Source organism: Croceicoccus naphthovorans (genome assembly GCF_001028705.1).
GTDB classification, from domain to species: domain Bacteria; phylum Pseudomonadota; class Alphaproteobacteria; order Sphingomonadales; family Sphingomonadaceae; genus Croceicoccus; species Croceicoccus naphthovorans.
The window spans coordinates 2,071,515-2,095,355 of sequence record NZ_CP011770.1 but is presented as its reverse complement, the minus strand read 5'-3'; the positions used below and the strand labels follow the sequence as shown (position 1 = coordinate 2,095,355).

Below are 23,841 nucleotides of genomic sequence, written 5' to 3'. Positions count from 1 at the left end.
ATTGAGCACGCATCTGCCGGAGTCGCCTCGAGCACGGGGTAGAGATAGTGCCATCCGCCTCCTTAGTTCGCATCATGTGACGGCCTCGCCGATCACGGACAGAAGCATGGCCCTGCTCGTGGATTATGTCGTTGACGAAAACAGCCCGATCACAGAAGTGGAAGATGATCGGCGTACTTCTTCACCAGCACATCGGCGAGCAGCGCTTCGCTCGGCAGCCCGCCTGGGACGATATGCTTCGGTGCCCGCGCCTGCGACACGCCGTCGCCGCACGACCGGCAGCCCATCTTCGGACGCACCGTCACCAGCACGCGATATTGTGCTGGCACAATGTCGAGGCGTTCGGCGCGATCCTCGCCGATCCGGTGCAGTTCACCGCCGCAGTTCGAGCAGGCACATCCGCCCGGCGCGATCTCGATCTCATGACGCGGCAGGTGAGCCGGCAGCGACGGGCGCGATGCATCGGGTGCGCGCTTCCTCGCCGGCGCAGCGCCGGCCGTCTCGAGCGCTTCGACGCTTTGCTCCTGGATCATCTCAACCTCGCCCATGGCGATGCCGGTATCCTCGAACGTCAGCAGCAGCTGGTCAGGCACCATCTTCTCCGACCGCCTGCCAAAGTGCATGCGGTTGAGAACGTCGAGCAGATGCTGGAGTCTGGCGGAGCGAAGACGCTCGGCGATGATCATCGCCTTCAGCGCTCCGACGTCGTCGGGCAGGTCTTCAGCAGCCCCCTTCACGACGCGGATTGAAGCAGATCATACCGCCTTCGCAACGGCCTTTCGGCAGGGTGACTCATACATACGACCTACTGCGCCATCACCGGCCGAGCCACCCTCGGCGCATGGACCCGCGCCCAGTCGAGCCCTTCGATCAGCGCTCCGGCCTGCGCCGCGGTAAGGCTCATCACGCCATCGCCGAACCTCGGCCAACGAAACGTGCCGCTCTGCAGCCGCTTGGTCACCAGCACCAGGCCGGTGCCGTCCCACAGCAGCAGCTTGATGCGATCGGCGCGCTTGCACCGGAACACGAACATGATCCCGGAGAAGGGATAGCGTTGAAGCTCTTGCTGGACCAGCGATGCCAGTCCCACCATGCCCTTCCTGAAGTCGACCGGCTTGACCGCCACCAGCACCTTTAACGGTCCAGGCGGGATGATCATGTCGCCACCTGCACTGCCAGCAGCACACGCTCGATATGATCGGCGCTAACTCCATCGGGCACACGAATTGTCATCCCCCGTATGTTGATCCGGATCTCCGCGCACGAGGCCTGCGGCTTCGCCGGCTCCTCGACCACCGCCGGCACGAACGCCGGCCGATCGCCGGCCTCCATCCGCTCCCGCGCTTCCCGCCGCCAAGCGTAAAGTTGTTGCGGCAGCATGCCATTGCGCCGCGCGATCTCCGCGACGTTGGCACGCACTTCCATGCTCTCCGCGATGATCCTGGACTTGGCTTCCGGCGTCCAGCTGCGTCGCTCGCGACCCGCCGGGATCACATCCATCCGCTGCGGGCGACCTCCAGCGCTCGTTTCAAATGAACTTTCGAACGTCGTTACATCGCCCATCGCTGATTACATCCCGATCCAAAATCGGCGACACCATAGCGCGTTCAGCAACAGCGAAAATGTGGGGAGAAATTACCGCTTACGTTTCATCGCCGCAAAGCCCTAGCTCGGAAAGGCGATATGATCTACCGCCCCTGCCCCGCGCCTTGCTCCATCGCCGTTCCAGCAATGCCGATGACATGGACGACGGGATGATCGCCGCGATACAGCAACGCTCCCGGCCGTCAAAGGGGGGCGCGGGCCGGATCGCATGCCCAACGCCCGTTCGTAGAAGCGCACGATTTCATCGAGCTTGCGCGTCAAGATATTACAATGATCGAGCAGTCCGACATCCATTTCCATCGCTGAAACCTCGTCATACCCCTAACGCCGCATGGCGATGTCGTAGGTTTTCTGCCCGTGGAACTAATCCGGCCTAGGCGCTACTGGAGTATCGCTCGCATCAGGTGGCGGAAAGCAAGCCTCAAGCGCGCCTTGTCACCTTCGGGATTGGCCACGGTTCGCATCATCAAGCCTTCGAGCACAAGAACGAGCATTTCGACCCTGCACTCCAATTCTTCAGGCCGTTCGGGCGGGAAGTAAGGTTCCAGCAGGACACGGGCATTGTGCCGCAGACGATAGTCCTGATCGGCCACGATGCTGTTAATCCGTTCGCTACGCCCCGATTCGGCGAACACATCCATGACATATCGCGCCTGAACTGGATCGACCAGCCAATCGAAATCATCGAGCGCCGTATTGACGACCGCATCCGCATCCATCTTCGTATGAACAGCCAGGCCGGGCGTATGATTGATATAGTCTGCGAACTTACGCTCGCACAGGGTGAGGATGATGTCCTCCTTATTGTCGAAATGACGATAGACATGTCCCACGCTCATGCCCGCCTCCGCCGCGATGCGATTTACGCTGGCGGCGTGAAACCCCTCCCGCTGAAAACACTGCTCGGCAGCCGCAAGCACCTGTTCGCGGCGCATCTGCGTGCGCTTCTGTTGCCTGGCGAGGGCTTCCGGATTTTTCGTCATGACCGATTTTCACTCTTACCTCGACGGATCTCAGCGTTGCTATCTTGACGCGGCATAACACGCAAATTAGGCTTTGAAATAAGGAGTGAGCAATCACTCTTTTTATTTCTAAGCCTGGATCGGCACCGAAAGCCGGCGGCAAATCATGCTAGGAGAGCGGATATGAGTAGCAGCATGAATGGAAAAGTCTGCGTCGTGACCGGCGCTGCCCAGGGCATTGGCCGTGGCTGCGCGATCGAACTGGCCAAGGCGGGCGGCCGGATCGTCGTTAGCGATCGCAACCCCGACGGTGGGCAGAAAACCGTATCGGAAATTCGGGATCTGGGCGGCGATGCCACGTTCATCGCCTGCGACGTGCGCAACAAGGCCGAGATCGAGGCATTGATGCAGCGTGCGGCAGATCATTTCGGTGGCATAGACGTGCTGCACAACAATGCCGGTACGCACGAAACCGATCTGGCCCAGAAAACCGCTGTGCATGAAATGGACGACGACATCTGGGACCTCGTCTACGAAGTCAATCTGCGGTCCATCTGGTATGCTGTGCGCGCCGCTCTGCCCTGACTGCGCGATTCCAAGGGCGCGTCGATCATCAACACCGCATCAATGGCCTCTTTCACGGCCATGCCGGCATCGCCCGCCTATTGCGCGACCAAGGGCGGCGTATTGATGCTGACCAAGGCGATGGCGGTCGATCTGGCGCAGTTCGGCATCCGGGTCAATTGCATCAATCCCGGCACGATCAAGACGCCTCTGCTCGACAAATATTTCGACATCATCGAAGATCCGCAAGTCCGCGCCGCCGCGCTCAAGGGCTTTACCGGAGGTAACCTGATCCCGCGCATGGGAACGCCCGAAGAGATTGGCAAGCTCGTCTGCTACCTCGCGTCCGATGACTCCTCCTTCACCACCGGCGCATCACACATGATCGATGGGGGCATGACCATCTGGCGTGGCTCGGTCGACTGAACGGGCGGAGATGAGGGGCTGGGTGGCCTTTATGTTGATCCACCGCGAACGCCAAGGGAGTATGAGTGATGGGTAATCTGGTTGAAATCACTGCGGCCGATGGCGGCCGCTTCAACGCCTATGTCGCGATGCCGGAAGGCGGCAGCGGGCCGGGCCTTGTCCTGCTGCAGGAAGCGTTCGGCGTGACGCAGTTCATGCGCGACATGGCTGATCGTTTCGCAAGCGACGGCTATGTCGTCACTGTGCCAGATCTTTACTGGCGGATCGAAGCCGGGGTCGAACTGACCGACGCGCAATTCGACCGTGCGATGGACATATACCGGCAGTTCGACCTGAATCTGGCCATCGACGATATAAAGGCGACGATCGGCGCTCTGCGCGCGATGCCGGAACAGCGTGGCGGCGTGGGCGCCGTGGGTTTTTGCCTGGGCGGTCGACTGGCCGCGATGGCGGCCGCCCGCACTGACATCGACTGCGCCGTGGCTTATTATGGCGTCGGCATCACCGATCATCTGGCAGAACTGGAACAGGTCAAAATTCCGCTGGGCTTCCACTTCGGCACGGACGACCAGCATTGCGCGGCCGACATCGCATCGATCGCCGCGCTGGTGGAACGGCACGATCATATGTCGCTATGGATGTATAACGGCGCCGACCATGGCTTTGCCAACCCGCATCGCGGCTTCTTCTCCCCCACGGCGGAAGAACTGGCCTACATCCGCACCCTTGCGATCATCCGCGCCGCGATCGGCCCGAAATTCGATCTGGAAGGCATGTGGGAGCAGCATATTTACCATGAGTTCGTGACCAAGGATGCACATGCCGTACTGGATACGATGGTCGAGGAGCCCTATGTCAACATCACCTCTACGGTGATGGGCGGCGTGGGCCACGACATGCTGCTGCGGTTCTACAAATATCATTTCTGCGATGTGCACCCCGACGACACGCGGATCATTCCGATTTCGCGCACCGTCGGCGTCAACCGCGTGGTGGACGAAATGATCATGTGCTTCACCCACGACAAGGAAATATCCTGGTTGCTGCCGGACATCGAGCCGACCGGGCGCTATATCGAAGTGCCGATGATCGTCGTCGTATCGTTCCGGGGCGGCAAGATCTATAACGAACATATCTATTTCGATCAGGCGTCGGTCCTGGTGCAGGCAGGACTGCTCGACCCGGCGAACCTGCCTGTCGGAGGCGCGGACGTGTCCCGCAAATTGCAGGACAAGACCTTGATGCCCAACCGATTGATGAAAAAATGGTCCACCAGCGAGGGGCTTCCGCTCGATTAATATCCATTCGTATGAACATCGCCGCGATGAAGTCGACAGGAGCGGCTCCTCCCCGGCCGTCAGAGCATCGAGGGGACCCTGAGTGAAATCCTGTCGTTTCATTGAAACCTCGACATCGCCAGGCCACGAAATCAGTTTATAAGTGGCGTCCAAATGGGTCTAAACGAGCCCATATGTGAGCAACAGGTACAGGCTGAATTTGGAGCTCCTCGCAGCCTCGGAAGCCACAAAATGCGGCAGAAATGCGAGGTTTCTACTGAGGTTGCGATGGTCGCGGAGGAGAGCGCCGAATTTTAACCTTTAACTTATTGATCTGTAATCATTTCTTGCGGGCGAAATCGCACCTGAGGGTCGAATCCACCCCCAATTTGACCCCCAATCGACCAACCGTTCAGAAAGCTCGGTGAGTTGACGAGATTTGGGCCATTCGCGCGCGCCGGGGCACGCTGTGGAGCCTCGACTCGATCCAAATGATCCGCCCAATCTTGGAGCATCGTACGCCGCATGTCGAGGTAAAGGGCGCTATTGTAAGCCGCCCGAACCTTGTCCTCGCAATTATGGCCGAGTGCCATTTCAATCCAGTCAGGGCGATATCGGCCGCTTTCGTTTGCCCAGGTCGAGGCGAGGCCGCGGAAGCCATGAACCGTTTGCCGACCGAGATAGCCCATCCGGTAACAGGCATATATCATCGTGTTCTCGGAAATTGGTCGATCTGGATCGTCGCCGGAGAAGACCAAGTGCCCCCTTCCCGGCATGCGTTTGCGCTGACGCAGGATCGACGCCGCTTGGCGCGACAATGGCACGATATGCTCGCACTTCGTCTTCATCCTTTCGGCCGGGATGCGCCACAGCGGCTGGCAACTGGAATTGTCGAGCCCTTCGAACTCGGACCATGCCGCACTGCGTAGTTCGCCAGTGCGCGCCCAGGTGAGCAAGGTGAATAGCAGGGCATGCCGGGTTGTCTCGCGACGGCGCGGCACCGAACCATCGTCATAGGCACGAATTGCCGCAACAAGGGCGGGCAATTCCGACAGTTCGACCCGCGGCATGTGTCTACGCCGCCGCGGGGGACGCAACGCCCCCGACAGGTGGGCGCTCGGATCATTGTCGACCCAATCATTCGCCATCGCGAAGCGAAAGACCTGACTGATATTCTGCTTGAGCCGACGAGCGGTATCGAGCGCGCCACGCGCTTCGACCCGCCGCAGAACGTCGAGGACTTCGGCAATCCGGACGCTCGTAATCGCCTGCCCGCCGATCAGCGGAAAGACATCGCGCTCGAATCTGGCAAGAACGCGTTGCGCATGCTCCGGACAGATATTCTCGGCGCGACCGGCATGCCACATCCGCGCGATGCCCTCGAAGCTCATCGCTGCGGCATGCGCTGCCTGGCTACGGTAGAGCGCGGGGTTACGACCCGATCGCAGGATGTCGCGCGCGGCAAGGCATTTCGCCCTTGCTTCGGCAAGGGTCACGTCCGGATAGGGGCCGAAGCTCAGCAAATTCTCCTTGCCGTGAAAGCGGTACTTCATCCGCCACCGCTTGGAGCCGTTCGGTTGGACGCTCAGATGAAGGCCGTGCCCTGCCCCGATCTTGTAGGGCTTCTCGCGGGGCTTGGCATGGCGAAGATCCAAATCTTTGACAGACATAGGATGCCTCCTTTCGGAAGCCATGAATATCATGTCTTTTCAATCACCTAAAATCAACGATCTGGACGTCGGTGGTCAGAATGGACCATCGGTGGACACAGTGGGACGATGAAAAATATTTTCGATCGTATCCCAAATGGGCAAAATTGGGGTCCATGAGGCGTTAGCTAGGCGCATCAAGGGTCGGATCGAGGCAGTCTGTCCAAATAACCAAGGCCTTCCTTGCATCCAGAGGGAAGCCTAACCCGCTCAATCCTGAAGCATGTGGCAAAGTCGCTCCGCTTGGGCATCACGGACATGTTGAAAAAGTCGGTAAAATGCCGTACATATCGAGCAAAGGAGTACCCCAGTCATGGTTGCCGAGTCCCAAGAGCGCCGTTCCGAACGGCTCGAGGTCCGCGTTCCGCCTTCGCTGCACAGCCGCGTCAGCCATGCAGCGGCCTTGCGTGGCCAGACGGTGGCGGCGTTCGTGACCGCCGCCGTACAGGACGCTGCGCAGCGGGCGATCGAGGACGCGGAGGTCACGCGCCTAAACCGCGACGATTTCGAGCGGTTGGCGCGCGCGCTCGATGCCGACGACGCCCCCAACGAGGCGCTTCGCGCTGCGGCGGCACGGCATCGCGCCCTTGCGTCGGGCCATGCGTGAGCGACGCGACCAGTTTCCAGTTCGAGCGGCTGTCGGCGGCGCATGACCGGGCAGGCTTCGCCTGCGAGCATGCCTCGCTCAGCGACTATTTGCTGAAATCCGCCGGTCAGAACGAGCGCGGCGACCTCGCCGCCTGTTATGTGGCGCTGCCGACCGGGTCGGAGCGGGTCGCGGGCTATTACACGATTTCGGCTCATGCCGTGCTGTGCGACGAGCTTTCGCCCGAACAGAGAAAGGGCCTGCCGCGCTACGATCGGATCCCCGCATTCCTCATCGGACGCCTCGCGCGCGATCTGTCGATGAAAGGGAAAGGGCTTGGCGAACTGCTGCTGATTGACGCCTTTGCCCGCCTCTGCGCGGTCGAAGCCGCCGGCCGGATGATCGTTGTCGATCCGATCGACGCCAAAGCGCATGCCTTCTACACGCGCTATGGTTTCGCACCGCTCGGCCAGGCGACCGCACGGCTGTTCCTGCCGATGAAAATCGCGAGAAAGGCGCTATTCTAACACCCACCGCCGGACGGCGGCGCTTCCAGATCACCGATCGCCTCCGTACATCCAGCGCGAAATCTGGTCCGCCCAGTCCTGGAGCATGTAGCGGCGCGGCACGAGATATTGGGCCGCGTTATAAGCGCGGCGAACGCCGTTGGTCTCGATATGAGCAAGCTGTCATTCGATCCAATCATGATCATAGGGGCGGACTGGATTGCGCAGATCGGCCGTCTCCTTCAGCGCTTCGTTTGCCCAGGTGCTGGCGAGACCCCGAAAACCATGGACCGTTTGCCGGCCGCGATAGCCGAGCCGATAGAGAGCGCCAATCATCCTGTTCGGCGAGGTCGGTGTTTTGCCATCGTCGGAAAAAACATAGCCGTCATCGCGTCCATCGAGCATCGCCCGGACTATGCCGGCGGCTTCGAGTGGGAGGGGAACGAGGTGGTCGCGGCGCATCTTCATTCGCACTGCCGGGATGCGCCAGAGTGGCTGCTTCCCTGACAGATCCTCGAACTCGTCGACCGACGCGAAGCGGATTTCTTTCGTCCGTGCCCAAGTCAGCAATGTGAAGAGAAGCGCATTTCTCGTGACGGCTTGCCGGTCAGGGCAATTGTCATTGTAAGATGCTATCTTGGCCAGCAGGCGAGGCATGCCACCGAAACCTATCCGATGCATATGCTCGGGTTGAAGGCGCGGCTTCAACGCATTGTCCAAACAGGTTGTCGGATCATTGTCCGCCCATCCGCTCGCAACGGCGAAGCGGAAAATCTGGCTGATATTCTGTTTGGCGCGGCGACAGATTTCGAGCGCACCGCGCGCCTTGATCCCACGAAGCACGGCGAGCACGTCCGGCGGTTCGATGCTCCGGATACAGCGTGATCCCAGAAATGGCAGAACGTCGCGGTCCAGCCGGGCCAATATCCGCGCGGAATGTGCCTGATCGAGCGTGTGCTGTCGGTTGTCATGCCAGAGTTGCGCTGCGGCTTCGAAGGTTTGACTGGAACCCTCGCGGCTCAGTTCGAGTCTGGGATCGCGGCCCGTCGCCAAAAGATGGCGTGCCCGCTCGCGCTTATGCCGGGCACTTGCGAGCGATGTCGCGGGATGGGCGCCGAAAGAAAGAACGCTCTCCACCCCGCCGTATCGATATTTAAGCCGCCAAAGTTTCGAACCGCTCGGCTGGACCGCGAGATATAATCCGCCGCCGTCGAACATTTTATATGGCTTGGGTCGCGGTTCCGCTTTTCGGACAATCATTTCATTCAAAGACATCTTTATCGTCGCGCTCCTTTTAAGGGAGCGGTCGACTGTGTTGCTAATGGTTAACGCTTTACACGGAGGGCTATCAAACATTTCTGGAAATAGGCCGACGGACCGAGGCGCCACGACCGTCGAACCCCAACCTTGCCAAACTTAGTGTTACCCACTAAATTAAAAGCATGGACAGAGCGATCAGTGCCAGCGAGGCCAACCAGCATTTCTCGGAGCTTCTCCGCGATGTGTCCGAAGGCCAGAGTTTCACCGTGATGTCTCGCGGTCGCCCCGTCGCGCGCGTCCTTCCCGTCGATCGCGATCAGGAACGCCGTTCGGTCGACCGGCTGCTCAAGTTCGTCACCAGCCTTCCCGTCCGACATTCCGGCAATTGGTCGCGCGACGATCTCTACGAATGATGCGTGTCGCCCTCGACAGCAATATTCTCGCTTACCTTGCGGGCGTCAGCCGATCAGCAGAAGATGATGGCAAGATCACGAAGGTTCGGGAGCTTGTGTCCCGACTTGCGGAATCGGCCAGCCTTGTCGCCCCCGCCCAAACCTTGGGCGAGCTATTCGTGGTGCTGCGACGCAGTGGTGCTTCCGCCGAAGAGGCGCGCGAGGTCCTGCTCGAGTTCGCCGAAGCGTTTGGGACGTCGGCCTCGGAAACGCGCACCGCGCTGTCTGCAGCCGATCTTGTGGTCGATCACAAGCTGCAATTCTGGGATGCGCTGATCGTAACCGCTGCGGCGGATGCCGGATGCGCGCTCCTACTATCAGAGGACATGCAGCACGAGTTCGTGACGCGTGGACTCACAATCGTCAATCCGCTCGCGGACGATGCTCATCCCAAGCTAACCGCGCTGATCGAAGCTTCGGAATAGTCGCCGTAATGGCCAGGGGTGGAGGCGATTGCGGAGCCGTAGTCGCGGCGAATCCGTAGCCGCGCGGTCGAGCCGAACCCGATTGATTCCGTTGATCAGGGGCTCGACCTTTTGTTTGCGGTGACGTGTGAATAGGTGCGCGCGACTGTATATAGGTCAGCCGATTGGTGGATAATCTCAGCAGCCGGGATCGAGGATCCCGATAACGACAGGTATGAAGCTGGGTCGACCGTGTCGGTGACATTGCGACCATGCCCCGATCCTGCGCCCAATCGTAAAAGCGGCAGACGGTCGATACGCGAGCGTTGATGGTTGCCCTGGCATAAGGCCGGCCAGTGTGCTGGCTGACTGTCTCCAACATTCTGTTGCGATATCCGGCGATCGTACCTTCATCGGCGTCGGCCCAGTTTATTCCTGACTGCTCAAGAGCATCGAACCAGTCGTAGAGGTTTCGCCGTAGGTGCGAAGCGTGTAGCTAGGCTCGGTTCGACCGCCATATTTCGCGTGATCGAGCAACCAGGCGAAGGCCGGCTCGACTGCATCTGGTCAGTCCGGATGATGGGGAACCCTGCCGGGATTCCTGGCGCCCCGGGAACGGCGCGAACGATCATCGCCACGAAAGCAGACTCCTACCGACCATCGGGCCGCCTGTATGAACCAGGCTATTCAACCACATCAACAATACAAATCGGAGACGGAGCCTAAATATTCCGGCGTATCCCATAAGCGGCTCATCGCCTCACTCCTTGATCAAGCGGCACGCTTGTCGCGCATCACAGTGCCAACGCAGCTTGCCGCGGGCCGTCGACGATCTCTTCGACAAGGAAAGTGCGCGCCGGCGGCGTCTCGAGCAGATTGGTCTCGGATACGGTTCCGTCGAGCCATTGCATCACCTGCCGACGGTGGATGATCGCGCCGTGCCGCTCCTGATAGGGCGCGACTTCGGCGTTCGGCGCGACGGTGATGATGCGGTAGTTGGAGAGCTCCTTACCGAGGCCCAGTTGAGAACATAATAAGAAGGAAGGCGAGTCAAGGCAAGGTTCTAGGCTGTGGCGTGCGCCCATGCCGCAGCCATAGGCGCGGCCAATAACAATCCAGCCCAGAACCTGCGCATAAGTCCACCCCGTTCGAGAATGGTATGCTTCTGAAGAAATGTCCAATAAAGGGTTGGGGAGCGGAGGCGATACCCAAGCTGCCCTTTGTCGCTCCAGCGTTTACCCGGAGCGCCATTGGGATCAGCAGCGGAGATAGCCTGAGCAGGAGCCGCAGGAAAGGATATCATGGCTTGGCGCTAGCAGGACTAGGGTCGGCGCTCGAGCTTCGCCCAGCTGCTCTCGTCCCAAGGTTGAACATTTGCGACACCACGCTATGATTTCGGGATGACAATATCCACACCCAAACGACTTTCGAAGGGTTTCTGCTGCCGAACTTCCCGATGTCTCCCTTCGGATTCCCCATCGGACGCGGTAGAACAAGGCCGCCCTTGGCCCGGGGTTCCCCGTGCGGGCGGATTGACTGGGGCGCATTCTTAGTGCTGCTCCCGGATCGGTATGGTGAAAAATCGGCCTCATCGATGTACGGCCGCACCTTGAATTCCGCTTTGCCTGCGCCATGTTGCGGGCTTCAGCCCAATGTCCACGATGCGCGAATTCGATCCCGGCCGTCAGGCTAGCTGGCTCCTTCGGTCGAAGGTAAGCCAGCCGCGGCTCGCTGCGCGTGTCATCGCGCGGAACCGGTTGATCGACCTCATTGATGCGGATCTCAATCGACTCATCGTAATTGACGCGTCCGCTGGCTACGGCAAGTCCACCCTACTGCTGCAACTCTCCGCCCATTTCGGATTGCGCGGAGAGTTTGTGAGCTGGCTCAACATAGACGAGACCGACCGCAACACGGATAATTTCCTTGCCGGGCTCATATCAAGCATTGAGGCGGCGGGCCTGCGGTTGCCTTCCCTGACGGATGCAGTGAAAAGCGGCTTTCTCAATATTCGCCCACTGGCCGCGCTCGATCAGGTGCTGCTCGCGATCGAGGAGGCGAATAAGGCGATCACGCTGATCCTCGACGACTATAATCACGTGGTGGGTTCCGCAGTAGACGGCTTTCTCGATGCACTCCTGGCCCGCCAGCCCAACAATCTGCGGCTCATCGTTGCGGGGCGTGGGCGTCCCGGCTTCCGCTTAGAGCATCTGCAATCGGCGGGACATGCACTCCTGCTGGAAAAGGACAGGCTCAGGTTCACCGCAACAGAGATCGAGGATTATCTCGGTGGCCGCGCCTCCCAAGCGGAAGCGCGGCTGTTGGCCCTCCGGACCGAGGGCTGGCCAGTGGCGATCCAGCTCGCTCTGGTCTGGCTCGAGTGGACTGCCCGCAATGACTGGTCCGGTTGTGTAGTTAGTTGATCTGCGCCTCTGATGCCAGCGTGGGCGGGAGGCGGAGCGTAGCGGAGCCGAGCGGCCAGGCTGGCATCTTGATCGTCTCCGGGGCCGGTGGTCGATATCCGAGACTGCTGTGGGGCCGTGCTCGGTTGTAATGATCGCGCCACCAGCCGGTGACGATCCGCACCTCCTCAAGGCTGTAGAAGATTTCGCCGTTGAGCAGTTCATCTCGCAGACGGGCATTGAAGCTTTCGATATAGCCGTTCTCCCATGGGCTGCCGGGCTCGATATAGAGGGTAATGACGCCAAGCCTGCCGAGCCACTCGCGCACCGCATTAGCGACGAACTCGGGGCCGTTATCGGATCTGATATGCTCGGGCGGCCCATGCTCGATGAACAGATCGGTCAGCACGTCAATCACGTCGTTCGACCGGAAGCGCCGCAGCGGCACCATCGCCAGGCATTCCCGGCTGAACTCGTCGATAATGTTGAGCATTCGGAACTTGCGACCGTTGTGCGTCTGATCCTCGACGAAGTCGTAGGACCACACATGCCCGCGATGCTCCGGGCGCAGCCGGATGCACGATCCGTCGCCGAGCCAGAGCCGCCGCCGTTTCGGTTGCCGCTTCGGCACTTTAAGACCCTCCCGCCGCCAGATACGCTCAACCACTGACAGGCTGACCTGCCAGCCCGCCTGGCCCAGCAAGACATGGATGCGGCGATAGCCATACCGGCCATAGTCCTTGGCCAGCGCGATGATGTCGGCTGTTAGGGTCAGGACTCGTTGATCACAGCCAGAAGATGACGGTGGCAGCGAGGGCGATGGCGGAGAAGAGGCCGTAGGGCAGCGATCGTAGCGGGTGGCGACGCGGCGCCAGTCTTTGAGGCGGCCGAACATGATCTCGATGCGGCTGCGGCGCCGATAGCGGCGCTTATCGTACCGGACGGGCTCGTTGCGCGACCTGCGGCCTGGGATGCAAGGCTGGATGCCCTTGGCCTGAAGAGCGTCCCTGAACCAGTCGGCGTCGTAGCCGCGGTCGCCGAGCAGCCACTGCGCTTTTGGCAGGTCGTCCAGCAGCGCGGCCGCACCGGTGTAGTCGCTGACCTGACCGGCGGTCATGAAGAAGCTCAAGGGGCGACCGTTCGCGTCGGCGACGGCATGGAGCTTGGTGTTCATGCCGCCTTTCGTGCGTCCGATCAGGCGGCCGAGATCCCCCTTTTTACCCGCAGGCTCGATGCCGTGCGGTGCGCCTTCAGGTAGGTCGCGTCGATCATCACCGTTTTGGGTTCGGCGTCCACCGCAGCCAGACCTTCAATGATGCGCGTGAACACGCCTGCCTCACCCGCATCCCTTTTAGACGCCGATCACCCCCATAACGGGGTCCTTTTTGCACGCCGATCCACACGCCTGGCTCTTCATCGCCTCAATCCAACTCTTCACACGTCGCATCGCAAGACTATGAAATTACGCTGGATAATTTCGAATCAGACTCTCAGAGGCCGTCCGGAATTGCACCAAAGATGATGAAAGCTGGCAGGAGATCGTCAGTGACGTGACCCCCAGCTTTCCCCCAGCTGGGATTAGAGCCGGGCGGTTGTTTTGCGCATAAGCGCGGTTGAAGCAATGGCCTGCGTAGCGGAGCCCGTAGGGCGTAGCGAAGCAGGCCATTGCTTATTCAGTTCGGCGGCGAACGCCGCCGGTGTTGCGTAGCCAAGCGATGAGTGCGGTCGCTCCCGGTTGTAATCATCCACCCAGGCAGCGATCTCGACACGGGCATGGGCCATGCTCAAGAACAGCGTCTCGTTGAGCAGTTCGTCCCGCATGCGACCGTTGAAGCTCTCGACATAGCCGTTCTGCATCGGCCTTCCGGGCGCGATATAATGCCACTCGACGCCGATCTCGCCGCACCATGCCAGCACGGCGTTGCTGGTGAGCTCGGTTCCGTTGTCGCTGACGATCATGCCGGGCTTGCCACGCTGGGCGATCAGCTCGGTCAGCTCGCGAACGACACGGCGACCAGAGATCGACGTGTCCGGCACCGCTGCCAGGCACTCCCGGGTCACGTCATCGACCACGTTGAGCACACGGAACCTCCTGCCCGACGCCATCTGGTCGTGCACGAAGTCGAGGCTCCAGCGCTGGTTCGGCAGGGCCAGAACCGGAGCAGGAGATCTGGTCCCGACAGCACGCCTGCGGCTGCGTCGCCGCCTCACCGCCAGACCCTCCTCCTTGTAGAGCCGCTGGGTCTTCTTCCGGTTGATCATGATCCCCTCACGGCGCAGCAGGATATGCAGACGGCGATAGCCGAACCGGCGGCGCTGGTTGGCCAGCTCGCGCAGCTTCTCACGCAGACCCGCATCATCGTCCCGGGTGGAACGGTAACGCACGCTCTTGCGATCGGCATCGATGACACGGCACGCCCGCCGTTCGCTCATCCCGTGGCAGGCCCGGAGATGAGCCACAGCTTCCCGCATGGCGGCGGGCGTCAGAACTTTTTTGCCAGCAGATCCTTCAACGCCACGTTGTCCAGCATCGTGTCGGCCAGCAGCCGCTTGAGCTTCGCGTTCTCGCTCTCAAGCTCCCTCAGCCGCCGGGCCTCGGACACCTCCAGCCCGCCATACTTCGACTTCCAGTTGTAGATCGTCGCTTCCGACACCCCGTGCTGCCGGGCCAGGTCAGCGGTCTTCGCGCCAGCCTCGGCCTCCTTCAGCACGCCGATGATCTGCTCTTCTGTAAACCTCGTTCGCTTCATCTCGTCCGTCCTTCTGTCAGGGCCGGACTCTAATCGAGACTGGAGGAAAATCAGGGGGTCACGTCATCAGGCCTCCTTGAAAAGTATGCTGACTTGCTGCCGGAGCCATTGATTTGCAGGATCGTTATGCGCCCTGGAATGCCAGACCGAGCTGATGGAATGCTTGGGCAGATCAACCGGGAATGGCATGCTTTTCAGTCCGAAAGCCTCGTCGATCACTGTGGTGTATATTTCCGGTACGCAGGCGGCGAGATCGCCGACCGCCAGCAAAGGGGCAAGCGTCCCGAAGTTGGACGTCCAGACCACGATGTTCCGATCCATGCCCACCTTGAGCAATTCGGCATTCACGCTTGCCGATCCGGATCCCTCAGAGCGTACGCCAATCCAGCGACAGGCCAACAGGTCCTCGCGCGGCGCTTTGCTCGAAAATATGGGATGATCTTTACGGGCCAAAATGCTCCAACCCTGATAAAATAGACGGAATACGAACATGTTCGTTATGAGATCGGGCCGAAACCCGAGAAGTATGTCTACTTCACCATTTTCTAAGGGTTCGAAAATATCTGGCCTGCTGTTTCCAACAAACTCTATAGTTATATCCTGTGATATGTCTCTGATATGAGAAATCAATTTTGGTCCGAAATACATATCTCCCAGGTCAGAGGTTGCGATTACGAAATGCCGTTTGTCGCGCCTGGGATCGAAACTCTCCGATGCCTCTATGGCGATTTCCAGCGTCTTGAGCGCGTAGGAGATCGGTTCGGCCAATTGCATGGCGTATTGTGTCGGGATCATGCCACTCCTGGTGCGGACAAACAATTCATCGTTTAACAGCTCGCGCAGCTTTTTGAGCGCGTTGCTGACAGCAGGCTGCGAGATCCCAAGGATCTCGGCTGCCTCCACAACCTTTCTGGTTTGAAACACGCATTCGAAGACGCGCAGCAAGTTCAGGTCGACATCGCGGATCTTCACCACCCTAACCCGGTTTATTCATGAGGCCGCAGCAGCGAAGTGGATGGGCCTTGATCTGACGTTGGCGGCGTAGTCCGGGCGAGCGTCTTCGACGGCATTTTTCACCGCGTCAGGATCAATGGGCTTTTCGAGGTTGATGGAATGGAGCTCGGAGTTCGGCGGCACAGCCGCACCGCCTAAGTAGGTGCAGGCCTGAGATTGGTGGCGATGGCTTTCAAAACGGAGGCATCGGGACAGGCTGACGCGAAGGCGACACGGATGCGAGTGGCGCTCTCAATGACGCGGGCAGCGACCTTGAGCAGCCTGAGGCGCAACGTTGCGAACTCGGCGGTCGCGAGCGAGGCTGCCTTGGGGATTTCCTGCTGAATGCGCCACAGGAGCCAGTATGCGGCGGTGTGCAGGATGAGGCGCATCTGATTGGCGTTGGGAGAGCGGCACGAGGTGCGATCGCTGGCCAGCTGGGTCTTGTGCAGCTTGATCAGGTTTTCGGCCTGACCGCGCGCGCAGTAGAGCGTATCATAGATGTGCTCGGCCGAGCCTTCGGTCAGCGAAGTGACGACATAGCGGATGTCCATGCCCATCGTACTGGCCTCGATCCGGGCGACGACGCGGCGCTGGCACTTCCAGCTTTTGGCCCCGTAGCGGGTCTCGGCATAGGTGCGCAGGACCGGGTACTGGCGCTGAGCGCGTTTGACCGCACAGGCATCGGCGGCAACGACGATTTCGGGATCGGCGCGTAGCACGGCGTTGGTCGGCAGGCCGAACACGTAGTCGACGCCGCAACCCTCGCAGACGGCCATGACCTCGGGCCGCCCATAGTGCCCGTCGCCGCGGATGGTGATGTGCGTTTCGGGCCATTGCCGGCGGATGTGGCGCACGAGGCGCCGGATGTGACCGGCAGCTTCAACACCAGACGGTGTCTTGCCGGTGCGCAGCAGCATCGCCACCGGCCGGCCAGTGGCGGTGTCGTAGACATGGATCGGCAGGAAGCAACGCTCGCCATGATGACCATTCCAGAACGACAACTGCTGATAGCCATGGACGACATCGCAGGTATCATCGATATCCAGCGTCACCGCCGCCGGCGGGGCCGGATAGCTGGCGCAGTAGATGTCGATCATCGCGGCCAGCATCTTCGCCAACTCGCGCGTGATCGGTGCATTCTCCCACCGGCTCATCGTCGGTTGGCTGGCCAGCCCCGCGCCCGATCCCGGCAGCTTGCCCAGGGCCAGGCGGAAGCCCGGATCGTCGCGCAGGGCATCGAGATCGTCGGCATCCTCATAGCCGCAGGCGATCGCGAACACGCGGGCACGCAGGATGTCGTCGAGGCGATGGATCACCCGCGCAGGATCGCGCGGATCGGCAATGCAAGTCGCAAGCCGCTGGCAGATACCCATCGCGCGCTCGGCCTGCGACAGCAACAGAACGCCGCCGTCCGAAGTGAGCCGACCACCGTCGAACGCGGCTGTGACTTTCTTGCGGTCGACCGCTGGGAATCGGAAGGGGCTTGCGATATCGTCGTTCATGGCGGGTGTGGCCTGTGGCATTTTCTGCCCTGCAGCAGGGCCGGTGTAGACACCCAGTTCCTAATTCAGATCAGAGGCTTATGCCACTCCCGCCAACCCTTCGTAGCCAACCCCGTGAATAAGACGGGCTAACTTCCCTCAACCAAGAAATCGTTCCGCAGCGTAAACAGGCCTGACATGGCGCACAATCGCCTTGGCTGCGCCTCTGTCCGTTCTCGACCCCGACTGCCCAGGCCAAAGGACTGGTGCCCGGGTTCTGCAACCTCGCCTCAATTCCGCAGGCCGCCCCCATGTTCGGGAGACTCGGGTATTCGAGGAAATATCACTGTCCGTGATGGAGACTATTTGAACCTGCTGTTTGACGCAATGAGGTTCCAAGCTATCCGTATTAGGAAACTTGGTGACTTGAATTCTGGATAAGGCGCGGGTGAGCACATGCGAAAGGCAGTGGCAAAAGTTGAGGCAGTTCCGCCGGGGGAGATGCTTCCCGTGGACATCGAGGGGCTGCCTCCAATCGTGATCTTTAATCTGGATGGAGAATTATTCGCGACCAGCAATATTTGCACGCATGCCGTCGCCCGGCTCAGCGACGGTTTTTTCGAGGAGGGGGTTATAGAGTGCCCGCTTCATTCCGGGTGCTTCGATGTGAGAACCGGCGAGGCCACGGAATTTCCATGTGAAATACCGCTCAAGACCTACAACGTCGAGGTCGATGGCGATGACATCCTGGTTGAATTTGACGAGGCGTGAATTGAATTCATTTAGCCCGTGAAATGAGCCTAGTGCAGGAGAATGAGGAAGATGACTGGGGATCAATCGGTCATTAAGCGCCATCAGGAATTGGCGCAAAAGTTGCTCCAGCCGGTTTACGGGCACTACATCAATGGCGAGTGGGTTGAGTCTCGCTCGTGCGAGACGATTGACATGGTCGATCCGACGACCGGCCAGACGCTAGCGAAGATCCAGATGCAATATGACAAGGTTTTGGGCTATATCGATGCGGGGCGCAAGGAAGGCGCGCAATGCCTGATTGGGGTGGCCTTCGCGAGGTCGAGGCTTGCCCGGACGGGTTGTTCATCGAGCCGACGGTGTTTGCCGGTGTGCGCAATGAAATGCGTATCGCGCAGGAGGAAATCTTCGGACCGGTCAATGTCGTGATCCCATGGAGCGACGCGGATGAGGTCATTCGCATGGCCAACGAGAATCTCTATGGTCTGGGTGGTGGCCTTTGGACGCGCGATCTCAATCGTGCGCACCGCATGGCGCGCCGGATGGAAACGGGAACCGTCTGGATCAACCGCTATTACAACTTCGTCGGCGGCATGCCGATCGGCGGTTACAAGGGCAGCGGCTTCGGCCGCGAGTTTGCGGCCGAAGTTCTCAACCATTACACGCAAACCAAGAGCGTCATCATCTCGCCCGACGATGGCCCGATGGGGGTCTTCGGCGCATGAAGACGGGTTCATACCCCGGCAAGGTCTCGATCCGAATCGCCGACAGCGATATCGACTTCCATGCCGAGCCGGGCGATCCGCTTTTGCGCGCGGCCCTGCGCAGCGGTATCGGCATGGCGTATGACTGTAATTCGGGCGGCTGCGGTTCGTGTCAGATCGAGCTGGTGGAAGGCGAAATCGAGGACATCTGGCCCGACGCGCCGGGGATTGGCGCGCGTGCGCGCAAGAGGGGGCGGTTGTTGGCGTGCCAGTGCCGCCCCCTTTCCGATTGTGTGGTGGAGGCCCGTGTCGAGGATCGTTTTCGTCCCGTTGTCTTGCCGCAAAGAAGGTCGGTCCGGTTGGTCGGTTTCCGACCCATCACGCATGATCTGGCCGAATTCACCTTTGCCAGCGAGGATGGAAAGGCCGATTTCCAGCCCGGTCAATATGCGATGCTGGCGCTTCCCGGTGTCGAGGGCGAGCGGGCTTATTCGATGGCCAACCTTGCCAATGCCGAGGGGCAATGGTCATTCGTGATCAAGCGGATGGCCGGTGGCGCCGCTTCGAACCGCTTGTTCGACGAGCGCGAAGCGCTCGAAGGGCTTGAGCTCGATGGACCCTATGGCACCGCCTACCTGAGAGAGGAAACGCCAAGAGACATCATTCTCGTGGCCGGTGGTTCAGGCCTTTCGCCCATCCTGTCGATTGCCGCTGGTATCGCCCGGAGCGAGAAGCTGGCGGGCAAGCGCGTCATGGTCTTTTACGGTGGGCGCGAGGCCAAGGATCTGTGCGCGGCCCGCCAACTCGACCGCCTTTTCCCGGACGGGCATCGGTTTGAAGTGATCGAAGCGACTTCCGAAGGCGAGGAAGGCGCCCGGGAGGCGGGAGCTTCGCGCGTGCAATACAAGGGCTTTATCCATGAGGTCCTTGCCGCGTATCTCAAGGAGAACGCATTGGATTTCGGCGGCTTTGATTATTATTTCTGTGGCCCTCCGCCGATGATCAACGCGTTGAACAGAATGCTGCAGCTGGAATTCAATGTTCCAGAAGATCAGTTGTTCTTTGATAGCTTTCTGTGAGCGGTTTTGGATTGGAGAAAGCCATAATGTCGACGATACGAACTCTGGAACATTCGACGCCGAGCAGCATAGATTACCGGGTCTACGATGATCCCGAGATCTTTGCCCTCGAGCAGGAAAGGATTTTCCGGGGTCCGGTGTGGAGCTTCCTTGGGCTTTCAAGCTAGGTTCCTGAAGAGAATTGCTACAAGAGCACCTTCGTCGGCGAAACTCCGGTCGTCTTGGTCGGGGGCAAGGATGGCGCCTTGCACGCTTGGGTCAATCGCTGCGTGCACAAGGGGGCCAAGGTCTGCCGCAATGCGCGAGGAAGGGCGGAGGGCGGCGCCTTCGTTTGCGTCTATCATCAATGGGCTTACGATGCGACCGGCGCCTTGCGCTCGGTTCCCTATCGCCGCGGCATGGTGGGCAAGGGCGGGATGCCCGCAAGCTTCGACATCAAGGCGCACAGGATGATGCCGCTACGGGTCGATAAGGTGGGCGACATGATATTCGCAACATTCTCGGATGAGGCGCCCGATCTGCGCAGCTTTCTCGGTCCGGCCATGTGCCGGGCCATCGAGCGGATCTTTGTCCGCCCAACCAAGGTAATCGGACGGGTTGCGCAACGCATAGAGGCGAACTGGAAGCTCTATGCCGAGAACAGCCGTGACAGCTACCATGGCGGCCTGCTGCACCTGTTTTACACCACTTTCGGGCTGTGGCGTCCTGCTCAGGATTCCAAGGCCGAGATCGACGAGGTTTATGGATCTCACAACTCGTTCCAGATCCGCAAGCCGCAGCAAGCAGAAGATGCTGAGAAGCACAAGGAGGAAACCGCCCGTCCGCTCGACGCGATGACCTTGCTTGACCCCACATTGCTTGAATTGCGACAGGATATCGGGGACGACATTTCCCTTTCGATCCAGTCGATTTTCCCATCCGTCGTATTGCAGCAGATTGGCCAGGCCCTTGCTGTGCGGCACATGATCGTCCGCGAACCGGGCGCCATGGACCTTGTCTGGACCTATTTCGGTTTCCAAGATGATGAGGAGGAAATGACACGTCACCGCTTGCGGGCCATCAACATGGGCGGGCCGGCTGGCTATGTTTCGCTTGAAGATGGAGAGGCGGTCGAAATCTGCACCGATGGCATCAAGGGCCCTGACGGCCATTCGCTCATCCTGATGGACATTGAGAAAGCCGAAAACCCAACGGTCCCGATGGGGCTCGATGAGAATGCTGTGCGCGGATTCTGGAAAGGCTATCTTAAACTGATGCGCGCGGGAGAAGGGCAATGACAGGCGATCGGAAGATGGAGGGGCTTGCCGCGGCCGTCGATCGTTTCAATACGCATTACGTCTATGTTGTCGACAATGACGTCTCCAGCTGGCCGGAGTGCTTTGCGGAAGATGGCGGCTATCACGTCCTGACGAAGGACAGCGCATCGGAAGATCTTCCGGCGGGTTTCCTCTTCTTCGAGCGCAAACCCCAGCTTATCGACCGGATCAATGCCTTGCTCAATGCGAGCATCTATCCAAAGGCAAACCTGCGCCACCTGATCGGCGCATGCAAGATCCACGAGGCAACAGGCGATCGGATCAAGGCGACCGCGCCCTTCGTGGTTTACGAATCGCGCGAACAGGAAGTGCCGAGCGTTTACGCGACCGGCCAATATGAAGACGAATTTATCCGGAACGAGGGCGGAGAATTGCTCCTCTTGTCGCGGCGATGCGCGCTCGACAATGACATCGTCCGCACGATGATGGCGCTTCCTCTTTGATACGCATTTGCTGAAAAATCGAATAAGATCTCAGTCAGGAGAAGAATAGATGTCTGGTCTAATTATTGAGCTCGGCTACATGGGCCTTTCGGTTTCGAACGCAGATGCATGGAAGCATTTTGCCGGAAAAATAATGGGCCTTGAGATCAGCGACGAAGGTGAAGGCGACCGCTTTTACCTTCGAATGGACGAGTGGCATCATCGTTTCGTCGTTCATGTCGATGGCCAGGATGACCTTGCTTACATGGGGTGGCGCGTGGCCGGCCGACAGGAACTCGATCAAGCGGCTCGGCTGCTGGAAGCCAATGGAGTCGAGGTCACCTTCGGTTCACCCGAGGAAGCGGCCGAACGGCGCGTTCTTGGTTTGCTCAAGCTCCAGGACCCGGGCGGCAATCCCACGGAAATCTTCTATGGCCCGCAGGTCGATGCCCATCGTCCCTTCCATCCCGGTCGGCCCATGCACGGTCGTTTCGTCACCGGCGCGCAAGGCATGGGGCACTGCATCCTTCGCCAGTCGGACGATGACGCGGCCTATGCCTTTTACGAAATGCTCGGCTTTCGTGGCGACGTGGAACACCACTTGCCCCTGCCCAATGGGATGACGGCCAAGCCGATCTTCATGCACTGCAATGAGCGCGATCATTCGGTCGCTTTTGGCATGGGTCCGATGCCCAAGCGCATCAATCATTTCATGTTTGAATACACCGATCTGCGCGATTTCGGCAGGACGCATGATCTTATTCGCAAGGAAGGCACCGATGTTGCGCTGGCCCTGGGCATGCACTCCAATGACCGGGCGCTCACCTTTTACTGCGCCAATCCATCGGGCTGGCTGTGGGAGCCGGGCTGGAATGGACGGCCGTCGAGCGATGTGCAGGAATATTACGTTTCCGATATTCTTGGCCATGACAATGAAGCAGAAGGCTATGGGATGGACCTTAGGCTCAGGACCTATTAAATAGGTTGCGGGAGAGCGGCATGGTTGATTCATTGGCGGCGGAGGTGCCGCGATGAATGATCTGCTGTTGCTGTCGGAGGCGCAGATGCGCCGGATCGAGCCATATTTTCCGTTGTCGCATGGTATTGCGCGGGTGGATGACCGGCGTGTGTTCAGCGGCATCCTGTTCGTCAACCGCAACGGGCTGCGCTGGCGCGATGCTCCTGGCGCGTACGGCCCGCACAAGACGCTGTACAACCGCTGGAAGCGCTGGGGTGAGGCAGGCGTGTTCACGCGCATCATGGAAGGTCTGGCTGCGGTGGGCGCCGAACCCAAAACGGTGATGATCGACGCGACCTACCTGAAGGCGCACCGCACGGCATCGAGCCTGCGGGTAAAAAGGGGGATCTCGGCCGCCTGATCGGACGCACGAAAGGCGGCATGAACACCAAGCTCCATGCCGTCGCCGACGCGAACGGTCGCCCCTTGAGCTTCTTCATGACCGCCGGTCAGGTCAGCGACTACACCGGTGCGGCCGCGCTGCTGGACGACCTGCCAAAAGCGCAGTGGCTGCTCGGCGACCGCGGCTACGACGCCGACTGGTTCAGGGACGCTCTTCAGGCCAAGGGCATCCAGCCTTGCATCCCAGGCCGCAGGTCGCGCAACGAGCCCGTCCGGTACGATAAGCGCCGCTATCGGCGCGGCAGCCGCATCGAGATCATGTTCGGCCGCCTCAAAGACTGGCGCCGCGTCGCCACCCGCTACGATCGCTGCCCTACGGCCTCTTCTCCGCCATCGCCCTCGCTGCCACCGTCATCTTCTGGCTGTGATCAACGAGTCCTGACCCTAGGCTGAAGTCGTAGCCTGTGCGGGAGTTGCGAAGTCGTAGGCGGAATTCGACGCAATCATCAAGGGGCTGAGAGCGGATTCGGTCGAGCGAATTTGCCGATGCGCTACGCCAGCATGGCTCGGTTTGAGGCTGCCTTGGAATCGGATTACTTCATGGCCTCGCGATCTGTTTGCGTGATCGCTTGGCGCAAGGACTTGGCGTGATCGCTCGGCCTCTTGGCGGTGCGATCCAGAAAGCAAGGCGCAGCCGATGCCGCCTGCGCGCCATCCTCTCCACGCCGCCCGCATATCATCTGGGATATGGCGAAGGGCGGGGGGGGGGGGGGGGGGGGGGGGGGGGGACGGGGCGGCCTTTGGCGAGAGCCCAATATCCGATCTGGTGA

At 60.1% G+C, this 23,841-nt stretch carries 23 protein-coding genes and 5 pseudogenes; 15 read left to right on the top strand and 13 right to left on the bottom strand.

Annotation, left to right across the window (positions count from 1 at the left end):
* Positions 1–149 precede the first annotated feature (149 nt).
* The 5 genes from AB433_RS10550 to AB433_RS19505 all read right to left on the bottom strand — a co-directional run bounded on the left by AB433_RS10550 (position 150) and on the right by AB433_RS19505 (position 2,588).
* Positions 150–737: an IS66 family transposase zinc-finger binding domain-containing protein gene (locus tag AB433_RS10550; protein WP_053059119.1), complete on the bottom strand. Its 588-nt coding sequence runs from the start codon at positions 735–737 to the stop codon at positions 150–152.
* Positions 738–805: 68 nt separating this feature from the next.
* A complete protein-coding gene (gene tnpB / locus AB433_RS10545) occupies positions 806–1,159 on the bottom strand; it encodes an IS66 family insertion sequence element accessory protein TnpB (protein WP_047820958.1) in 354 nt (117 codons plus the stop codon).
* Positions 1,156–1,500, bottom strand: coding sequence for an IS66-like element accessory protein TnpA (gene tnpA, locus AB433_RS10540; protein ID WP_053059276.1), 345 nt, complete (start codon positions 1,498–1,500; stop codon positions 1,156–1,158). The genes tnpB and tnpA overlap by 4 nt, the downstream gene beginning before the upstream one ends.
* Positions 1,501–1,665: 165 nt before the next feature.
* Positions 1,666–1,899 (bottom strand): VOC family protein, encoded by a 234-nt coding sequence (locus AB433_RS21795; RefSeq protein ID WP_375782424.1) that lies wholly within the window; start codon positions 1,897–1,899, stop codon positions 1,666–1,668.
* An 86-nt stretch (positions 1,900–1,985) separates the two neighbouring features.
* Positions 1,986–2,588 carry a TetR/AcrR family transcriptional regulator gene (locus AB433_RS19505; protein ID WP_053059118.1) on the bottom strand — a complete coding sequence of 201 codons (603 nt, stop codon included), beginning with the start codon at positions 2,586–2,588 and terminating at the stop codon, positions 1,986–1,988.
* A gap of 162 nt (positions 2,589–2,750) precedes the next feature.
* Here AB433_RS19505 and AB433_RS10530 point away from each other — a divergent pair.
* Positions 2,751–3,557, top strand: a pseudogene (locus AB433_RS10530) (SDR family NAD(P)-dependent oxidoreductase).
* Positions 3,558–3,625: 68 nt separating this feature from the next.
* Positions 3,626–4,855, top strand: coding sequence for a dienelactone hydrolase family protein (locus AB433_RS10525; protein ID WP_218916938.1), 1,230 nt, complete (start codon positions 3,626–3,628; stop codon positions 4,853–4,855).
* A 305-nt stretch (positions 4,856–5,160) separates the two neighbouring features.
* On the opposite strand, the gene AB433_RS10520 is transcribed toward AB433_RS10525, so the two are convergent.
* Entirely contained in the window at positions 5,161–6,504 is a 1,344-nt protein-coding gene (locus AB433_RS10520; protein ID WP_082134893.1) for a tyrosine-type recombinase/integrase, read from the bottom strand.
* A gap of 352 nt (positions 6,505–6,856) precedes the next feature.
* On the opposite strand from AB433_RS10520, the gene AB433_RS10515 reads away from it, so the two are divergent.
* Complete coding sequence (locus AB433_RS10515) at positions 6,857–7,150, top strand: type II toxin-antitoxin system TacA family antitoxin (protein ID WP_047820955.1); 294 nt, start codon at positions 6,857–6,859, stop codon at positions 7,148–7,150.
* Entirely contained in the window at positions 7,147–7,656 is a 510-nt protein-coding gene (locus AB433_RS10510; protein ID WP_047820954.1) for a GNAT family N-acetyltransferase, read from the top strand. Before AB433_RS10515 ends, AB433_RS10510 begins: the two co-directional genes overlap by 4 nt.
* A 162-nt stretch (positions 7,657–7,818) precedes the next feature.
* On the opposite strand, the gene AB433_RS10505 is transcribed toward AB433_RS10510, so the two are convergent.
* Positions 7,819–8,895: a tyrosine-type recombinase/integrase gene (locus AB433_RS10505; protein ID WP_260182099.1), complete on the bottom strand. Its 1,077-nt coding sequence runs from the start codon at positions 8,893–8,895 to the stop codon at positions 7,819–7,821.
* A gap of 182 nt (positions 8,896–9,077) precedes the next feature.
* On the opposite strand from AB433_RS10505, the gene AB433_RS10500 reads away from it, so the two are divergent.
* Positions 9,078–9,308: a type II toxin-antitoxin system Phd/YefM family antitoxin gene (locus AB433_RS10500; RefSeq protein ID WP_047820953.1), complete on the top strand. Its 231-nt coding sequence runs from the start codon at positions 9,078–9,080 to the stop codon at positions 9,306–9,308.
* Positions 9,305–9,772 (top strand): PIN domain-containing protein, encoded by a 468-nt coding sequence (locus AB433_RS10495; RefSeq protein WP_053059117.1) that lies wholly within the window; start codon positions 9,305–9,307, stop codon positions 9,770–9,772. Before AB433_RS10500 ends, AB433_RS10495 begins: the two co-directional genes overlap by 4 nt.
* A 773-nt stretch (positions 9,773–10,545) precedes the next feature.
* Here the strand turns inward: AB433_RS10495 and AB433_RS21290 are convergent.
* Entirely contained in the window at positions 10,546–10,932 is a 387-nt protein-coding gene (locus AB433_RS21290; protein ID WP_245626641.1) for an SOS response-associated peptidase family protein, read from the bottom strand.
* 480 nt (positions 10,933–11,412) lie between these two features.
* Between AB433_RS21290 and AB433_RS10485 the strand changes: the two genes are divergently transcribed.
* The gene (locus AB433_RS10485) at positions 11,413–12,174 is read left to right on the top strand and encodes a MalT transcriptional regulator family protein (protein ID WP_156170786.1); all 762 of its coding nucleotides are present in this window, start codon (positions 11,413–11,415) and stop codon (positions 12,172–12,174) included.
* Here AB433_RS10485 and AB433_RS10480 read toward each other — a convergent pair.
* From AB433_RS10480 to AB433_RS10455, 5 genes and pseudogenes are all read right to left on the bottom strand, one after another.
* Positions 12,167–12,922, bottom strand: a pseudogene (locus AB433_RS10480) (IS3 family transposase); the annotation flags it as partial. The gene AB433_RS10485 and the pseudogene AB433_RS10480 overlap by 8 nt on opposite strands.
* 16 nt (positions 12,923–12,938) lie before the next feature.
* Positions 12,939–13,485 (bottom strand): annotated as a pseudogene (locus AB433_RS20535) (IS5 family transposase); the annotation flags it as partial.
* A gap of 246 nt (positions 13,486–13,731) precedes the next feature.
* Positions 13,732–14,903 (bottom strand): IS3 family transposase gene (locus tag AB433_RS10470; RefSeq protein ID WP_156170746.1). Its coding sequence is split into 2 segments (ribosomal slippage): positions 13,732–14,651 and positions 14,651–14,903, totalling 1,173 coding nucleotides; the frame shifts between segments, so codons are not numbered across the junction.
* Positions 14,904–14,969: 66 nt separating this feature from the next.
* Positions 14,970–15,875, bottom strand: coding sequence for a LysR family transcriptional regulator (locus tag AB433_RS10460; protein ID WP_047823859.1), 906 nt, complete (start codon positions 15,873–15,875; stop codon positions 14,970–14,972).
* 176 nt (positions 15,876–16,051) lie between these two features.
* A complete protein-coding gene (locus tag AB433_RS10455; RefSeq protein WP_169749280.1) occupies positions 16,052–17,401 on the bottom strand; it encodes an IS1380 family transposase in 1,350 nt (449 codons plus the stop codon).
* 435 nt (positions 17,402–17,836) lie between these two features.
* On the opposite strand from AB433_RS10455, the gene AB433_RS10450 reads away from it, so the two are divergent.
* The 8 genes and pseudogenes from AB433_RS10450 (at position 17,837) to AB433_RS19985 (ending at position 23,439) form a co-directional block, all read left to right on the top strand.
* Complete coding sequence (locus AB433_RS10450; RefSeq protein ID WP_047820950.1) at positions 17,837–18,151, top strand: non-heme iron oxygenase ferredoxin subunit; 315 nt, start codon at positions 17,837–17,839, stop codon at positions 18,149–18,151.
* A gap of 272 nt (positions 18,152–18,423) precedes the next feature.
* The gene (locus AB433_RS10445; RefSeq protein WP_053059116.1) at positions 18,424–18,855 is read left to right on the top strand and encodes an aldehyde dehydrogenase family protein; all 432 of its coding nucleotides are present in this window, start codon (positions 18,424–18,426) and stop codon (positions 18,853–18,855) included.
* Entirely contained in the window at positions 18,852–19,913 is a 1,062-nt protein-coding gene (locus tag AB433_RS10440) for a 2Fe-2S iron-sulfur cluster-binding protein (RefSeq protein ID WP_047820949.1), read from the top strand. Before AB433_RS10445 ends, AB433_RS10440 begins: the two co-directional genes overlap by 4 nt.
* A 191-nt stretch (positions 19,914–20,104) precedes the next feature.
* A pseudogene (locus AB433_RS21545) lies at positions 20,105–20,296 on the top strand (Rieske 2Fe-2S domain-containing protein); the annotation flags it as partial.
* A 15-nt stretch (positions 20,297–20,311) separates the two neighbouring features.
* Positions 20,312–21,190: an aromatic ring-hydroxylating dioxygenase subunit alpha gene (locus AB433_RS10435; protein WP_311735653.1), complete on the top strand. Its 879-nt coding sequence runs from the start codon at positions 20,312–20,314 to the stop codon at positions 21,188–21,190.
* A complete protein-coding gene (locus tag AB433_RS10430; RefSeq protein WP_047820948.1) occupies positions 21,187–21,672 on the top strand; it encodes an aromatic-ring-hydroxylating dioxygenase subunit beta in 486 nt (161 codons plus the stop codon). Before AB433_RS10435 ends, AB433_RS10430 begins: the two co-directional genes overlap by 4 nt.
* A gap of 49 nt (positions 21,673–21,721) precedes the next feature.
* Positions 21,722–22,630, top strand: coding sequence for a VOC family protein (locus AB433_RS10425; RefSeq protein ID WP_047820947.1), 909 nt, complete (start codon positions 21,722–21,724; stop codon positions 22,628–22,630).
* A 52-nt stretch (positions 22,631–22,682) separates the two neighbouring features.
* Positions 22,683–23,439, top strand: a pseudogene (locus tag AB433_RS19985) (IS5 family transposase).
* Positions 23,440–23,841 lie beyond the last annotated feature (402 nt).

Excerpts from the sequence above, each read along its gene's own strand:
- tnpB (WP_047820958.1), bottom strand. The coding sequence starts at position 1,159 with ATGATCATCCCGCCTGGACCGTTAAAGGTGCTGGTGGCGGTCAAGCCG.
- tnpA (WP_053059276.1), bottom strand. The coding sequence starts at position 1,500 with ATGGATGTGATCCCGGCGGGTCGCGAGCGACGCAGCTGGACGCCGGAA.
- AB433_RS21795 (WP_375782424.1), bottom strand. The coding sequence starts at position 1,899 with ATGGATGTCGGACTGCTCGATCATTGTAATATCTTGACGCGCAAGCTC.
- AB433_RS19505 (WP_053059118.1), bottom strand. The coding sequence starts at position 2,588 with ATGACGAAAAATCCGGAAGCCCTCGCCAGGCAACAGAAGCGCACGCAG.
- AB433_RS10525 (WP_218916938.1), top strand. The coding sequence starts at position 3,626 with ATGGGTAATCTGGTTGAAATCACTGCGGCCGATGGCGGCCGCTTCAAC.
- AB433_RS10520 (WP_082134893.1), bottom strand. The coding sequence starts at position 6,504 with ATGTCTGTCAAAGATTTGGATCTTCGCCATGCCAAGCCCCGCGAGAAG.
- AB433_RS10515 (WP_047820955.1), top strand. The coding sequence starts at position 6,857 with ATGGTTGCCGAGTCCCAAGAGCGCCGTTCCGAACGGCTCGAGGTCCGC.
- AB433_RS10505 (WP_260182099.1), bottom strand. The coding sequence starts at position 8,895 with ATGATTGTCCGAAAAGCGGAACCGCGACCCAAGCCATATAAAATGTTC.
- AB433_RS10500 (WP_047820953.1), top strand. The coding sequence starts at position 9,078 with ATGGACAGAGCGATCAGTGCCAGCGAGGCCAACCAGCATTTCTCGGAG.
- AB433_RS10495 (WP_053059117.1), top strand. The coding sequence starts at position 9,305 with ATGATGCGTGTCGCCCTCGACAGCAATATTCTCGCTTACCTTGCGGGC.
- AB433_RS10485 (WP_156170786.1), top strand. The coding sequence starts at position 11,413 with ATGCGCGAATTCGATCCCGGCCGTCAGGCTAGCTGGCTCCTTCGGTCG.
- AB433_RS10455 (WP_169749280.1), bottom strand. The coding sequence starts at position 17,401 with ATGAACGACGATATCGCAAGCCCCTTCCGATTCCCAGCGGTCGACCGC.
- AB433_RS10450 (WP_047820950.1), top strand. The coding sequence starts at position 17,837 with ATGCGAAAGGCAGTGGCAAAAGTTGAGGCAGTTCCGCCGGGGGAGATG.
- AB433_RS10445 (WP_053059116.1), top strand. The coding sequence starts at position 18,424 with ATGCCTGATTGGGGTGGCCTTCGCGAGGTCGAGGCTTGCCCGGACGGG.
- AB433_RS10440 (WP_047820949.1), top strand. The coding sequence starts at position 18,852 with ATGAAGACGGGTTCATACCCCGGCAAGGTCTCGATCCGAATCGCCGAC.
- AB433_RS10435 (WP_311735653.1), top strand. The coding sequence starts at position 20,312 with ATGGTGGGCAAGGGCGGGATGCCCGCAAGCTTCGACATCAAGGCGCAC.
- AB433_RS10430 (WP_047820948.1), top strand. The coding sequence starts at position 21,187 with ATGACAGGCGATCGGAAGATGGAGGGGCTTGCCGCGGCCGTCGATCGT.
- AB433_RS10425 (WP_047820947.1), top strand. The coding sequence starts at position 21,722 with ATGTCTGGTCTAATTATTGAGCTCGGCTACATGGGCCTTTCGGTTTCG.